The sequence below is a fragment of the Saccharothrix sp. S26 genome (assembly GCF_021390395.1).
Taxonomy (GTDB): domain Bacteria; phylum Actinomycetota; class Actinomycetes; order Mycobacteriales; family Pseudonocardiaceae; genus Actinosynnema.
This window is the reverse complement of record NZ_JAJUWT010000003.1, coordinates 207247-219660: the sequence shown is the minus strand read 5'-3', so window position 1 is coordinate 219660 and position 12414 is coordinate 207247. Positions and strand designations below refer to the sequence as shown.

The window sequence follows — 12414 nt, the reverse complement described above, 5'->3', positions numbered from 1 at the left end:
TTTCAGGAGCCGGCGAGGCGTGCCCGCAACCACTCCCCCAGCTCGGGCCCGTAGTCGGGGTGCTCGAGTGCGAAGTCAACCGCAGCTTTGAGGAATCCTCCCGGATTGCCCAGGTCGTGTCGCCCACCCCGGTGGACGACGACGTGCACCGGGTGGCCCTCGTTGATCAGCAGCGCGATGGCGTCGGTGAGCTGGAGCTCGCCGCCCGCGCCCGGCGTGATGCGCTTGAGGGCGTCGAAGATCGACCGGTCGAGCAGGTAGCGGCCGGCCGCGGCGAACGTGGACGGCGCGTCCTCGGGCTTGGGCTTCTCGACCATGCCGACGACCTGCTTGACGTCGTCGTCGCCGGTGTCCTTGACGTCGAAGACGCCGTAGGCGGAGATCTGCTCCTTGGGGATGTCGAACGCGCACAGCACGCTGCCGCCGAGCTTCTCGCGGACCGCGGCCATCTTCGACAGCACGCCCGTGGGCAGCACGAGGTCGTCGGGCAGCAGGACGGCGACGGCGTCGTCCGCGCCGGTCAGGTTGCCCTCGGCGCAGGCGACCGCGTGGCCCAGGCCCAGCGCCTTGTCCTGGATGGCGGTCTCGACGGTGAGCAGGTTCGGCGCGCGGCGGACCTTGGCCAGCAGGTCGGCCTTGCCGCGCTCCTCGAGCGTCGCCTCCAGCTCGGGCTGGGGGCGGAAGTACTCCGCGACCGCGTCCTTGCCGGGCGAGGTCACGATCACGAGCTTCGTCGCGCCCGCCTCGGCGGCCTCGGTGGCGACGAGTTCGATGCCAGGGGTGTCGACGACCGGCAGCAACTCCTTGGGCACCGCTTTGGTGGTGGGGAGGAAGCGCGTGCCCAGGCCTGCCGCCGGCACGATTGCTGTCTGGAAGGCGCTCATGGGCTGCGAGCGTAACGGCGCGCTTAGGGTGACCTGCCATGACGTCGGGTGAACGTGATCGGAAGGCGACGCTGCGCACACGGCTGCGGGCCGGGCGGCGCAACGCGGTGATGCCCCCGATGGCGGCCGAAGTGCTGTCCGCCGTTGCTGCTTTCGACGTTTCACCTGGTGAGGCGGTGTGCGCTTACGTGGCTTCGGCGGTGGAGCCGGGGTCGTTGACGATGGTGGAGGCGCTGCGGTCGCACGGGCTGCGGGTGTTGCTGCCGGTGGTGGTCGGGGACGGGCTGGACTGGGCCCGGTACGACGGGCGGTTGCGCGCGGGCGCGTTCGGGCTGCGGGAGCCGGTGGGGCCGCTGCTGGGTGCGGAGGCGGTGGGGTCGGCCGCGTTGGTGCTGGTGCCGGCGTTGGCGGTGGACCACTCCGGGGTGCGGTTGGGCAAGGGCGGCGGGTACTACGACCGGGCGTTGAGGTTGTCCACAGGTCCGGTGGTGGCTCTTGTGCGGGACGAGGAGTTCGTGCCGTCGTTGCCGTCGGAACCGCACGACGTGCGGGTGGACGCGGTGCTGACGCCCGGTCGGGGCTTGGTGCGACTGCCGTTGTTGTGACGTTGACCTGTGATGTTTGCGCCACCCGTGGGGGTTGACGCATCATCGGTGTTGGCACTCGTGACGGAGGAGTGCCAACCAGGACTCGTGGAGGGCCCAGTGCCGACCTACCAGTACGCCTGCACCGAGTGCGACCACCGGTTCGAAGCGGTGCAGTCCTTCTCGGACTCCGCGTTGACCGAGTGCCCGCAGTGCTCCGGCAAGCTGCGCAAGCTGTACGGCGCGGTCGGTGTCGTGTTCAAGGGCAGCGGGTTCTACCGGACCGACAGCCGCTCGTCGTCGTCCTCTTCGACCGCTTCTTCTTCGACTGCTCCGGCGTCTTCGACGTCCAAGTCGGAGTCGAGCACGTCGTCCTCGACCTCCAGCGCACCGGCCGCCGCCGCGTCCTGATCGGAAGTTGTCCACAGGCCCCCGAGTTGTCCACAGCTCGGGGGTTCCCGCTGGCCCGACGCGACCGCCGTCCCTAGCGTCGGACCCGTGCTCCTCCACCTCAGAAGGATCCTCGCGGGCCTGTTGGCGCTGGTCGCCGTGGGTGTGGCCGTGCTGCCGGCCGACCCGACGGTCGACCTCGTGGTGGCCGCGCACGACCTGGCCCCCGGCGTGCCACTGGGTGCGGCCGACGTCCGCGTCGTGCCCGTGCCGCCGTCGTTGTCCCCAGCCGGGGCGGTGTCGCAGCGTGACGCGTTAGGCCGGGTGTTGGTGAGCGCGGCCCGTTCCGGCGAACCGCTGACCGACGCCCGCCTGGGGCCGGTGGACCCGGCTGTCGCCTCGGTGGCCGTGCGCCTGTCGGACGCCGGCGTGGTCGGGCTGCTGCGACCGGGCAGCCGGGTGGACGTCGTGGGCGCGGAGTCGACCGTGCTGGCCGCGGACGCCTCGGTGACGGCCGTGCGTGCCAGCGAGGTGGTCGTCCTCTCCACCGACCGTGCCGCCGCCCACCGCCTGGCCGCCGAAACCCTGGCCGGCCCGGTGGCCGTGATCCTGCGCTGACCCTCACCCCCCGGCCGCCTGCCGCCCTGCACCCCGCGCACCCCCACCGGACACCCGACCCACAACCGCCGTTCAGCAGCCAACCGACCTCGACCCGTCAACCCCGCGACCCGCCCGCCCGGCAGTCCGGCAACCGCCCACCCGGCAACCCGGCGGTGCGGCAGTCCGGCAATGCGGCAGTCCGGTAGTCCGGCGGTCCGGCAATGCGGCAGCCCGGCGGTCCGGCGATCCGGCAATGCGGCGACCCGGCAGTCCGGCGATCCGGCAGTCCGGCAATGCGGCAATGCGGCAATGCGGCAGCCCGGCAGCCCGGCAGCCCGGCGGTCCGGCAATGCGGCGACCCGGCAGTCCGGCGACCCGGCGACCCGGCAATGCGGCAATGCGGCAACCCGGCGGTCCGGTAGTCCGGCGGTCCGGCAGCCCGGCAATGCGGCAATGCGGCAGCCCGGCGGCCCGGCAATGCGGCAGCGCGGCAATGCGACGGTCCGACAGTTCGGCGGTCCGGCGGTCCGGCGGTCCGGCAATGCGGCGGTCCGGCAGTCCGGCGGTCCGGCGGTGCGGCAGTCCGGCGGTCCGGCGGTCCGGCGGTCCGGCGGTCCGGCGGTCCGGCAGTCCGGCAGTCCGGCAGTCCGGCAGTCCGGCAGTGCGGCGGTGCGGCGGTGCGGCGGTGCGGCGGTGCGGCGGTCCGGCGGTCCGGCGGTCCGGCGGTCCGGCGGTCCGGCGGTCCGGCGGTCCGGCGGTCCGGCGGTCCGGCGGTCCGGCGGTGCGGCGGTGCGGCGGTCCGGCGGTGTGGAGCCTGCCGCTCTGCGGCCCCACCGGCGATCCAGCAACCTCCAGCCCTCGCACCCGCGGCCCTGCCGGTCCGCAAGCCCTGCGGTCAGCTCGTCGCAGGTCCAGGGCCCCGGCAGCCGCCAACCGCAAGCGGCAACCCGCAGAGGCCGGCCTTGGACCCCGGATGGGGAGCCGCTGCGAGCCGGACCCCGCACAGCCGATGCGGCCCTGCCAGGTCATCACAGACCGCACAGCACCAGCGGGCGGATGAGGGCCCGCTGCCAGGTGGCAGGGATTTGCGGGTTTTCGGGGGCCGGCGGAGGGGTTGGGCTGGGTGGTGGGCGCGACACACGTACCCGGAGCGTCACCGGGTGGGCGCGGAGCGGTTACCCTCCGCTCCGCCCCCACCTAAATACCCCCGAACGGAGGAGCCGGACGTGATCAAGGGCTTCAAGGACTTCCTCATGCGCGGCAACGTGATCGATCTCGCGGTGGCGGTCGTGATCGGTGCGGCGTTCACGGCCATCGTCACCGCGTTCACCACGAACCTGATCAACCCGATCATCGCGTTGTTCGGCGGCAACAACGTCAACGGCCTGGCCGTGCAGCTCGGCAGCAGCGACAAGACCGTCGTGGACTTCGGCGCGATCATCACGGCGGTGATCAACTTCCTGATCGTGGCCGCGATCGTCTACTTCATCTTCGTGCTGCCGATGAACAAGCTGAAGGAGCGCCGCAAGCGCGGCCAGGAGCCCGGTCCCGCCGAGCCCACCGACGTCGAGCTGCTCAAGGAGATCCGCGACCTGCTCGCCGCACAGCAGCGCCAGCGCCAGGACTGACCCGCGGCCAACGGACGGCGGAGGTGGCCGGGCCTGGTCGGCAGAGCCCGGTCACCCGGGCACGACGCCCGCGGTCAGCCGCCGTGGTGCGGTGGGCGGTTCTCCTCGTACCACCGGTCGTCGCGGCCGGTCGGGCGCGGGTCGTCCGACGAGGACTCCGGCAGCACGTCGCCGAACACCTCCGCCAGCCGACGACGCCGCGCCGCCTCCTCCGCGGCCGAGGCGGAGGCGGGAGCGGCGGCGTCGTCAGCCGGTTCGGTCATGCCTCGTCCAGTCCCGAGAGCTGCTCGATCACGTACGGGACCAGTGCCGACAACGTCGCCATGCCGTCGCGCACCGCCGACCGCGACCCGGCCAGGTTCACCACGAGGGTGCTGCCGGACACCCCGACCAACCCCCGCGAGATGCCCGCGTCGACCGCACCGGCCGCCAGCCCCGAAGCCCGGAGCGCCTCGGCGATGCCGCTGATCGGCCGGTCGAGGACGCCTTGGGTCGCGTCCGGTGTGACGTCGCGCGGCGACACGCCGGTGCCGCCCACGGTGACGACCAGGTCGACACCACCGATCACCGCGGTGTTCAGAGCGGCGCGGATGCCCACGACCTCGCCCTCCACCGCGACCGTGCCGTCGACGATGAACCCTGCTTCCTCCAGCAACTCGGTGACCAGCGGTCCTGTGCTGTCGTCGTGCTCACCGTGCGCCACCCGGTCGTCCACGATCACGACAAGGGCACGTCCCAGTCGCTGCGCGTTGCGTTCCATGAGCGTCACCGTAGCCAATCGGAGGATCTGACGGTTCCGTGACGTCACGCTGTCGCCCCGCCCGATCCCGCCGACCCGCCCCTAACGTCGGTGACGTGCGCGTTCTCCTCACCGGCGGTGCCGGGTTCATCGGCTCACACGTCGCCGACCAACTGACCGACCAAGGCCACGACGTCGTGGTGCTCGACGCCTACCTCCCCCAGGCCCACCGCGACCGCCCACCGGGCGCGACCGACGTCACGGACCTCGACACGGTGAAGAAGCTCCTCGAAGGAGTGGAAGTCGTCTGCCACCAGGCCGCCGTGGTCGGCCACGGCCTCGACCCGTCCGACGCGCCCCTCTACGCCCGCACCAACGACCTCGGCACCGCCGTGCTGCTCGCCGCCATGCACGAGCGGGGCGTCAAGCACCTGGTCATGGCGTCCTCGATGGTGGTCTACGGCGAGGGCCGCTACGAGTGCGCCGAGCACGGCGTCGTCCGGGCCGAGCCACGCCGCCGGGCCGACCTCGACCAGGGCCGCTACGAACCGCTGTGCCCGCACTGCGGCAGCCCCCTGGAACCGCGCCCGGTCCCCGAGGACGCCCCGCTGGACCCCCGCAGCACCTACGCCGCGAGCAAGCTCGCCCAGGAGCACTACGCGGCCGCCTGGGCCCGCCAGACGGGCGGCGCGGTGTGGGCGCTGCGCTACCACAACGTGTACGGCCCGAGGATGCCGAAGAACACCCCGTACGCGGGCGTGGCGAGCCTGTTCCGCAGCGCGCTCGAACGCGGCGAAGCGCCCACCGTCCTCGAAGACGGCCACCAGCGCCGCGACTTCGTGCACGTCACGGACGTCGCGCGGGCCAACGTGCTGGCCCTGGCACGACCGGCCGCGCCCGGCACGTTCACCGCGCTCAACATCTGCTCGGGCGAGCCGCACACCGTCGGCGAGCTGGCCACCCACCTGGCGCGGGCGTGCGGCGGCCCCCAGCCCCGGGTCGTCGGCGGCGCGCGGCCGGCGGACGTCCGGCACGTCGTCGCCGACCCCGCCCTGGCCCGCGACCTGCTCGGCTTCCGCGCCGCGACGCCCTTCGCGACCGGGGTCAAGCAGTTCGCAACGGACCCGCTGCGCTGAGCGGCAGCCGCACCTCGAACCGGCAGCCGCGCCCGTGGTTGCGGGCGTCGATCGTGCCCTGGTGCGCCTCCACCAGGCCGCGCGCGATCGCCAGGCCCAGCCCGCCGCCGACGGGTTGGCGGTGCGGCGCGCCGCGGAACGCCACGTCGAACACCCTGGGCAGGTCGGCTTCCGGGATGCCGCCGCACCCGTCGTCCACGCGCAGCAACGCCGACGAGCCGTCCACGTCCACCCGCACGGCGACCGTGCCGTCCGGCGGGGTGTGGCGGATCGCGTTGGACAGCAGGTTGCGCACCACCCGGGCCAGCTCCGGGTCGCTGCCCAGCACCACCGGCCACGTCGCCGCGTCCGCCCGCAGCCGCACGCCCTTGCGCGAGGCCACCGGGCTCTCCGCCGCCACCACCTCGCTGACCACGTCCGCCAGCGGCACCTCCGACAACGTCAGCCGCAGCGCGCCCGCCGTGATGCGGGACAGCTCGAACAGGTCGTCCACCATCCCCGACAGCGCCTCCGCCTCGGTGGAGATCCGCCCCGCGTACTCGGCGACCTCGTCGCGCCGCGACACCACGCCGTCCGCCAGCGCCTCGGCCATCGCCCGGATCCCGGCCAGCGGCGTGCGCAGGTCGTGGCTGATCCACGCCACCAGCTCGCGCCGGGACGCCTCGGCGGCCCGTTCGCGGGCCCGCGCCTCGCTCTCCCACACGCTGCGCCGCGCCAGCGCCCGCCCCAGCAGCACCGCCGTCGGCACCGTCACCAGCGCCACCAGCAGGCACACCAGCACGGTCGTGGTGAGGATCGGGGTGAACATGAACCCGCTCACCGCGAGCACGCCGCCGATGGTCGCCACCACCGGCACGATCGCCAGCACGGTCAGCGCCCTGGCCAGCGACCCGGAGGACAGCCGCCGCAGCACCACCGCCCCGAGCAGCGCCAGCGGCAGCGAGAACAGCACCGCGTAGGGCAGGATGTGGTAGATCTCGACCAGCATCACGCACCGCCGTCGTACCGGTAGCCGACACCCCACACGGTGGCGATCCGCACCGGCCGCGCCGGGTCGGGCTCCACCTTCTCCCGCAACCGTCGCACGTGGACGGTCACGGTGGACTGGTCGCCGAACTCCCAGCCCCACACCCGCGACAGCAGCTCGGTGCGGCTGAACGCGGTGCCCGGGTTGGTCAGGAAGAACACCAGCAGGTCGAACTCGCGCGTGGTCAGCGACAGCTCCCGCCCGTCCAGCCACGCCGACCGCGCCCCCACGTCCACCCGCAGCCCGCCGTCGGTCAGCACCGACGACGACCGCGCCGCCGCCACCCGCGACCGGCGCAGCACCGACGTCACCCGCAACGCCAGCTCACGCGGGCTGAACGGCTTGGTGACGTAGTCGTCCGCGCCGAGCTGGAGCCCGGCGATCCGGTCCTCCTCCTCGCCCAACGCGGTCAGCATCACCACCGGCACGGCGCTGCGCACCCGCAGCCGCCGGCACACCTCCAGCCCGTCCACGCCCGGCAGCATCAGGTCCAGCACCACCAGGTCGGGTTCGTGCTCGGCGAACCGCCGCAACGCGCTCTCGCCGTCGCCCACGAGGTCCACCTCGTACCCGGCCAGTTCCAGGTACCGGCGCACCACGTCGCGCACGGTCACGTCGTCGTCCACGACGAGGACCCGCCCGGTCGTCTCACCCATGTCCGCGCCTCACCAGTTGGTCAACAGGAGGTGGTTGACCGCGAGCGCGGTCACCGCTTGCGCCGCCAGCCACGTCCGCCGCCGGTCCGGCACGAGCACGACCAGCCACACGGTGAACGGCAGCCAGATCCGTTCCACCTCGGCCTTGCTCAACCCGGACAGGTCGGCGGCCAGGATCGCCACCGCCGCCGCTGCCGCCAGTGTGACCGCACCCCCGCGCCACCGGGCCGCGAACGGCGCGAGACCGCAGGCGAACACGGCGGCGGCCAGGTCGGCCCACACCCAGTAACCGTAGGCGCGGGGCGTGGCGATGCCCTGGTAGTACCGCTCGACGACCAGGTGGTAGCCGTCCAACCACCAGAAGCCCAGCACCGCGAACACCGCCACCACGGCCGACGCGCCCAGCACGGCCACACCGATCCGCCGCCAGTCGCGCCCCGAAGGGTGGAACAACAGCACGACCAAGGCGAGCACTCCGATCAGCACCAGCCCGTACGACAGGAACACGGCGAAGCCGAGCACCACGCCGCCCGCGAGCCCATGTCGAGTGGCCAGCAGCGCGATCCCGCAGGCCGCCACGCCCGCGAACAGCCCGTCGCCCGACACGCCCATCCACACCGCGCCGGGGAACAGCGCCACGAACGGCAGCACGGCCCGCGCGTGCTCCTCGGACACGTGCGCGCGCACCGTCACCGGCACCGCGACCGCGGTCAACGCGCCGACCAGCACCACGAACGCCGAGGCCCACGCGCCGCCGGCCAGGCCGACCCGGTCCAGCCCGATGAACACCAGGAACGCGCCCGGCGGGTGCGCGGAGACGTGCGTGGTCCACGAGTCGGGCTGGTAGTCGAGGATGCGGGAGGAGAACCCGCGCAGCATCGCGCCGACGTCCGTCACGCCCGGCACTTCGTGCAGGTACTCGTGCTCGGTGGTCAGCCGGCCCGCGAAACCGCGTTCCCAGCCGTCCACCAGGGCCAGCGAGAAGGTCCACGCCACGGCGGTCGCGTAACCCGCGCCCAGCGCCACCCGCCAGGACAGCCGCCCGGCCAGGCCCGGACCCCACACGACCGCCGACAACGCCACCAGGACCGCCATCGGCGTGCCGATGCCGACGTGCGGCAGCCAGTGCGCGAACAACGGCGGGGCGGGGGCGTGGACCCGGTCGTCGGGCAGCAGCGCGCCGACCACGACGGCCGCGGCGACCAGGGCCACGGCGGCCAGGACACGGAGCACACGCCCACCGTAGGGCCGGCGGGGCCCGTCACGCGGTCGCGGCGGCATCCGTCAGCGGTCCGTAAGAACCGGCGCACCCGTCATGATTCGGTAAGCGGCACAAGGCTTTCCGTCCGTCCACCTCGAATCATGCTGAGGGACGTGGACGACATAGACGTGGTGCTCCCCTGCCTGGACGAGGCGGCGGCGTTGCCGGGCGTGCTGCGGGCCATGCCCGCCGGCTACCGGCCGCTGGTGGTGGACAACGGATCGCGTGACGGCTCGCCGGACATCGCCCGCTCGTTCGGTGCGGAAGTGGTGCACGAGCCCAGGCCCGGTTACGGGGCGGCCGTGCACACGGGCATCGAGCGCGCGCGCTCCGAGGTGGTGTGCGTGCTCGACGCGGACGGTTCGCTGGACCCGCGCGAGCTGCCGGACCTGGTCGCGCTGCTGTCGGGCGCGGAGCTGGCCGTGGGGCGGCGGGTGCCGGAGGCGGGCAGTTGGCCGTGGCACGCGCGGGCCGGGAACGCGGTGCTGGCGTCGTTGTTGCGGCGCAAGGGGCTGCCGGTGCGGGACATCGCGCCGGTGCGGGCGTTCCGGCGGCAGGACCTGCTGGACCTGGACGTGCGGGACCGGGCGTTCGGCTACCCGTTGGAACTGCTGCTGCGCGCGGCGGCGGCCGGGTGGCGGGTGGTCGAGCGGGACGTGCGGTACGGGCCGCGGGCGGCGGGCACGAAGTCGAAGGTGTCCGGTTCGGTGCGCGGGACCGCGCGGGCGGTGCGGGACATGGCGGCGGTCGCCCAGCGGGGTGTGGCACAGCCGGGCGTGCGCCGATGATCGCGAGCCTGCTGGTGGTGGCCAAGGCACCGGTGCCGGGCCTGGCGAAGACCCGCCTGTGCCCACCCGCGACGCCGGAGGAGGCGGCCGAGGTCGCCGCCGCCGCGCTGCTGGACACGCTCGACGCGGTGCTCGGCACGCCCCGCGCCCGGCCGGTGGTGGCGTTGACCGGGTCGCTCGGCGACGCGCGCCGGTCGGCCGCGATCCGCGCGGCGCTGCGGCACTGCACCGTGCTGGCGCAGCGGGGCGGGTCGTTCGCCGACCGGCTGGCCAACGCGCACGCCGACACCCACCGCGCGCACGGCCTGCCGGTGTTCCAGATCGGCATGGACACGCCCCAGCTCACGCCCGCGCTGCTGGCCGAGTCCGTCGACCGGCTCGCCGCGCACGACGCGGTGCTGGGCCCGGCGGCCGACGGCGGGTGGTGGGCGCTCGGGCTCAACGACCCCGGTGCGGCGGCGAACCTGCGCGCGGTGCCGATGTCCCGGTCCGACACGGGCGCGTCGACGCTGCTGGCGTTGGGCGACCGCGACACCGGCCTGCTGCCCGTGCTGTCCGATGTGGACGACATGGCCACGGCCCGCGAGGTGGCCGCCTCCGCGCCGGGCACGCGGTTCGCCGCCGCCCTCGCGCACCTCGGGGCGCTGCGGTGACCGCGTTCGACGTCGGCCTCGGTGGCGCGCAGTGCCGGCTGGAGCTGACCGGCGGCGAGCACGTGCCGCTGCCGGTCGAGCGGTGGCACGCCGACGCCGACGCCGCCGACCGCGTCCTGCTCGACGCCTGCCACGGGCCGACCGTCGACCTCGGCTGCGGGCCGGGGCGGCTGGTCGCGGCCCTGGTCCGGCGCGGGGTGGTGGCGCTGGGCGTGGACCACTCGCCGCTGGCCGTCGCCCTCACCCGGACCAGGGGCGGGCCCGCCCTGCACCGCGACGTGCTCGGCCGGCTGCCGGGAGCCGGCCGGTGGGCGCACGTGCTGCTCGCCGACGGCAACATCGGCATCGGCGGCGACCCGGTCGCGTTGTTGCGCCGGGCCCGCGCCCTGCTGCGCCGGCGCGGCAGCGTGCTGGTCGAGGTCGAGCCGCCCGGCTGCGGGGTCCGCCGGGAACGCGCCCGGGTCGCCGGTGGCGCGTGGTTCGACTGGGCCCGGGTCGACGCGCGGGCCGTGACGCCGACCGCCGCGCGGGCCGGGCTGGTCCCGCGGTGGGTGGTCGAGCGCGACGGGCGCTGGTTCGCCGAGCTGGTGCGGTCGTGAAGCGCGCGTCCAGCCCGCACACCGCGACCCGCATCGGGCTGTGGTCGGGCGTGGCGTTCGGCCTGTGCTTCGTCACCGGGCTGCTCAGCCACCTCCTCCAGCACCCGCCCGGCTGGTTCGCCTGGCCCACCCGCCCGGTCGGCCTCTACCGCGTCACGCAGGGCGTGCACGTCACGGCGGGCGTCGCCGCGATCCCGCTGCTGCTGGCGAAGCTGTGGACGGTCCACCCGAAGCTGTTCGAACGGCCGGTGGTGAGGTCGCTGCCGCACGCGCTGGAACGCGGCTCGATCTTCGTGCTGCTCGGCGCGTCGTTCTTCGAGCTGGTCACCGGCCTGTTCAACGCCGCGCAGAACTACCCGTGGCGGTTCTTCTTCCCGCCCGCGCACCACGCCGTGGCGTGGATCGCGGTCGGCTCGCTGCTCGTGCACATCGCGGTGAAGCTGCCGCTCATGCGCACGCCCGCCGAACAGGTCCGCCGGGGCACGCTCAGCCGACGTGGCTTCCTGCTCACCACGGGCGGTGCGGCGGCGGTCGCCGTGCTGGCCACGGCGGGCGGCACGGTGCCGTGGCTGCGGGCGGTGTCGGTGCTCGGCGCGCGGTCGGTCGAACTCCCGGTCAACCGCACGGCCGCGTCGGCGCGGGTGTCCGCGGTGGACGACGACTGGCGGCTGACCGTCGGCGCACGCCGGTTCTCCCGCCGGGAGCTCGAAGCGCTGCCCCAGACCACGGCCGAGCTGCCGATCGCGTGCGTCGAGGGCTGGAGCGCGTCGGCGCGGTGGACCGGCGTGCCCGTGCGCGACCTGCTCGCGCTGGCCGGCGTCGAACCCGGTGACGTCCGGGTCGAGTCGCTGGAACGCGACGGGCTCTACCGGGCGAGCACGCTGCCCGCCGCGCACGCCCGCGACCCGTCGACCCTGCTGGCGCTGCGCGTGAACGGTGAGACCCTGCCGCTGGACCACGGCTACCCGTGCCGGCTGATCGCACCGAGCCGACCGGGCGTGACGCAGACCAAGTGGGTCACCCGGCTGGAGGTCGTCCGGTGAGGTGGGTGATCGGCGCGGTGGGTGTGGTGATGGGTCTGTGGGGCGCGGTCCTCGTGCTGCCGCTGGTGGACGTGGACCTGGCGTTGTGGTTCGTGGCGGGCCCGGTCGTGCACGACGTGCTGCTCGCACCCCTGTTCGCCGGGGTGGGCCTGCTGGTCGCCCGGTGGGTGCCGCCGCGGTGGCGGGCGGCGGTGCTGGTCGGGGGCACGTTCACCGGCGTGCTCGTGCTGTTGGCCGTGCCGCTGCTGTGGCGGCCGTTCGCGGGCTCGCGCAACCCGGGCCTGCTCGACCGCGACTACCCGGTCGGCTTGCTCGTGGCGGTCGGCGTGGTCTGGGCGGCGGTCCTGGTGACCACCGCGGTCGTGCGCGAGAGGCCGCGGGCCGACAGGTGAGGGGATCCCTGTCGGCCCGCGGCCTGGTCACCGG

At 74.3% G+C, this 12414-nt stretch carries 16 protein-coding genes; 10 read left to right on the top strand and 6 right to left on the bottom strand.

All coding sequences use genetic code 11. From position 1 onward, the window contains the following. Positions 1 to 2: 2 nt before the first annotated feature. Complete coding sequence (locus LZG04_RS05970; protein WP_233813984.1) at positions 3 to 884, bottom strand: UTP--glucose-1-phosphate uridylyltransferase; 882 nt, start codon at positions 882 to 884, stop codon at positions 3 to 5. 38 nt (positions 885 to 922) lie between these two features. On the opposite strand from LZG04_RS05970, the gene LZG04_RS05965 reads away from it, so the two are divergent. The 4 genes from LZG04_RS05965 to mscL all read left to right on the top strand — a co-directional run bounded on the left by LZG04_RS05965 (position 923) and on the right by mscL (position 4086). Then, positions 923 to 1489, top strand: coding sequence for a 5-formyltetrahydrofolate cyclo-ligase (locus LZG04_RS05965; protein WP_233813982.1), 567 nt, complete (start codon positions 923 to 925; stop codon positions 1487 to 1489). A gap of 99 nt (positions 1490 to 1588) precedes the next feature. Continuing rightward, complete coding sequence (locus LZG04_RS05960; RefSeq protein ID WP_233813980.1) at positions 1589 to 1879, top strand: FmdB family zinc ribbon protein; 291 nt, start codon at positions 1589 to 1591, stop codon at positions 1877 to 1879. An 87-nt stretch (positions 1880 to 1966) separates the two neighbouring features. Beyond that, positions 1967 to 2476, top strand: coding sequence for an SAF domain-containing protein (locus LZG04_RS05955; protein ID WP_233813978.1), 510 nt, complete (start codon positions 1967 to 1969; stop codon positions 2474 to 2476). A gap of 1208 nt (positions 2477 to 3684) precedes the next feature. Then, positions 3685 to 4086 carry a large-conductance mechanosensitive channel protein MscL gene (mscL, locus tag LZG04_RS05950; protein WP_233813976.1) on the top strand — a complete coding sequence of 134 codons (402 nt, stop codon included), beginning with the start codon at positions 3685 to 3687 and terminating at the stop codon, positions 4084 to 4086. A gap of 74 nt (positions 4087 to 4160) precedes the next feature. On the opposite strand, the gene LZG04_RS05945 is transcribed toward mscL, so the two are convergent. Next, positions 4161 to 4349 (bottom strand): hypothetical protein, encoded by a 189-nt coding sequence (locus LZG04_RS05945; RefSeq protein ID WP_233813974.1) that lies wholly within the window; start codon positions 4347 to 4349, stop codon positions 4161 to 4163. After that, positions 4346 to 4846, bottom strand: coding sequence for a molybdenum cofactor biosynthesis protein B (locus tag LZG04_RS05940; protein ID WP_233813972.1), 501 nt, complete (start codon positions 4844 to 4846; stop codon positions 4346 to 4348). Before LZG04_RS05940 ends, LZG04_RS05945 begins: the two co-directional genes overlap by 4 nt. A 95-nt stretch (positions 4847 to 4941) precedes the next feature. On the opposite strand from LZG04_RS05940, the gene LZG04_RS05935 reads away from it, so the two are divergent. Next, entirely contained in the window at positions 4942 to 5961 is a 1020-nt protein-coding gene (locus LZG04_RS05935; protein WP_233813970.1) for an NAD(P)-dependent oxidoreductase, read from the top strand. Here the strand turns inward: LZG04_RS05935 and LZG04_RS05930 are convergent. Genes LZG04_RS05930 through LZG04_RS05920 form a run of 3 tightly spaced genes read right to left on the bottom strand, consistent with a single transcriptional unit; the run spans position 5930 to position 8925 of the window. Next, positions 5930 to 6949 (bottom strand): sensor histidine kinase KdpD, encoded by a 1020-nt coding sequence (locus LZG04_RS05930; RefSeq protein WP_233813968.1) that lies wholly within the window; start codon positions 6947 to 6949, stop codon positions 5930 to 5932. The genes LZG04_RS05935 and LZG04_RS05930 overlap by 32 nt on opposite strands. Beyond that, a complete protein-coding gene (locus tag LZG04_RS05925) occupies positions 6949 to 7644 on the bottom strand; it encodes a response regulator transcription factor (protein WP_233813965.1) in 696 nt (231 codons plus the stop codon). The genes LZG04_RS05930 and LZG04_RS05925 overlap by 1 nt, the downstream gene beginning before the upstream one ends. A gap of 9 nt (positions 7645 to 7653) precedes the next feature. Beyond that, on the bottom strand, positions 7654 to 8925 hold the full coding sequence (locus LZG04_RS05920) for a hypothetical protein (RefSeq protein ID WP_233813963.1): 1272 nt from the start codon (positions 8923 to 8925) through the stop codon (positions 7654 to 7656). A 102-nt stretch (positions 8926 to 9027) separates the two neighbouring features. On the opposite strand from LZG04_RS05920, the gene LZG04_RS05915 reads away from it, so the two are divergent. Genes LZG04_RS05915 through LZG04_RS05895 form a run of 5 tightly spaced genes read left to right on the top strand, consistent with a single transcriptional unit; the run spans position 9028 to position 12380 of the window. Beyond that, positions 9028 to 9693 (top strand): glycosyltransferase family 2 protein, encoded by a 666-nt coding sequence (locus LZG04_RS05915; protein WP_233814416.1) that lies wholly within the window; start codon positions 9028 to 9030, stop codon positions 9691 to 9693. After that, positions 9690 to 10346: a DUF2064 domain-containing protein gene (locus LZG04_RS05910; protein ID WP_233813961.1), complete on the top strand. Its 657-nt coding sequence runs from the start codon at positions 9690 to 9692 to the stop codon at positions 10344 to 10346. Before LZG04_RS05915 ends, LZG04_RS05910 begins: the two co-directional genes overlap by 4 nt. Continuing rightward, the gene (locus LZG04_RS05905; RefSeq protein WP_233813959.1) at positions 10343 to 10945 is read left to right on the top strand and encodes an SAM-dependent methyltransferase; all 603 of its coding nucleotides are present in this window, start codon (positions 10343 to 10345) and stop codon (positions 10943 to 10945) included. The genes LZG04_RS05910 and LZG04_RS05905 overlap by 4 nt, the downstream gene beginning before the upstream one ends. Continuing rightward, positions 10942 to 11988, top strand: a complete 1047-nt coding sequence (locus LZG04_RS05900; protein ID WP_233813957.1) for a molybdopterin-dependent oxidoreductase — start codon at positions 10942 to 10944, stop codon at positions 11986 to 11988. The genes LZG04_RS05905 and LZG04_RS05900 overlap by 4 nt, the downstream gene beginning before the upstream one ends. Continuing rightward, positions 11985 to 12380 carry a hypothetical protein gene (locus LZG04_RS05895; protein WP_233813954.1) on the top strand — a complete coding sequence of 132 codons (396 nt, stop codon included), beginning with the start codon at positions 11985 to 11987 and terminating at the stop codon, positions 12378 to 12380. Before LZG04_RS05900 ends, LZG04_RS05895 begins: the two co-directional genes overlap by 4 nt. The last annotated feature ends 34 nt before the right edge of the window (positions 12381 to 12414 follow it).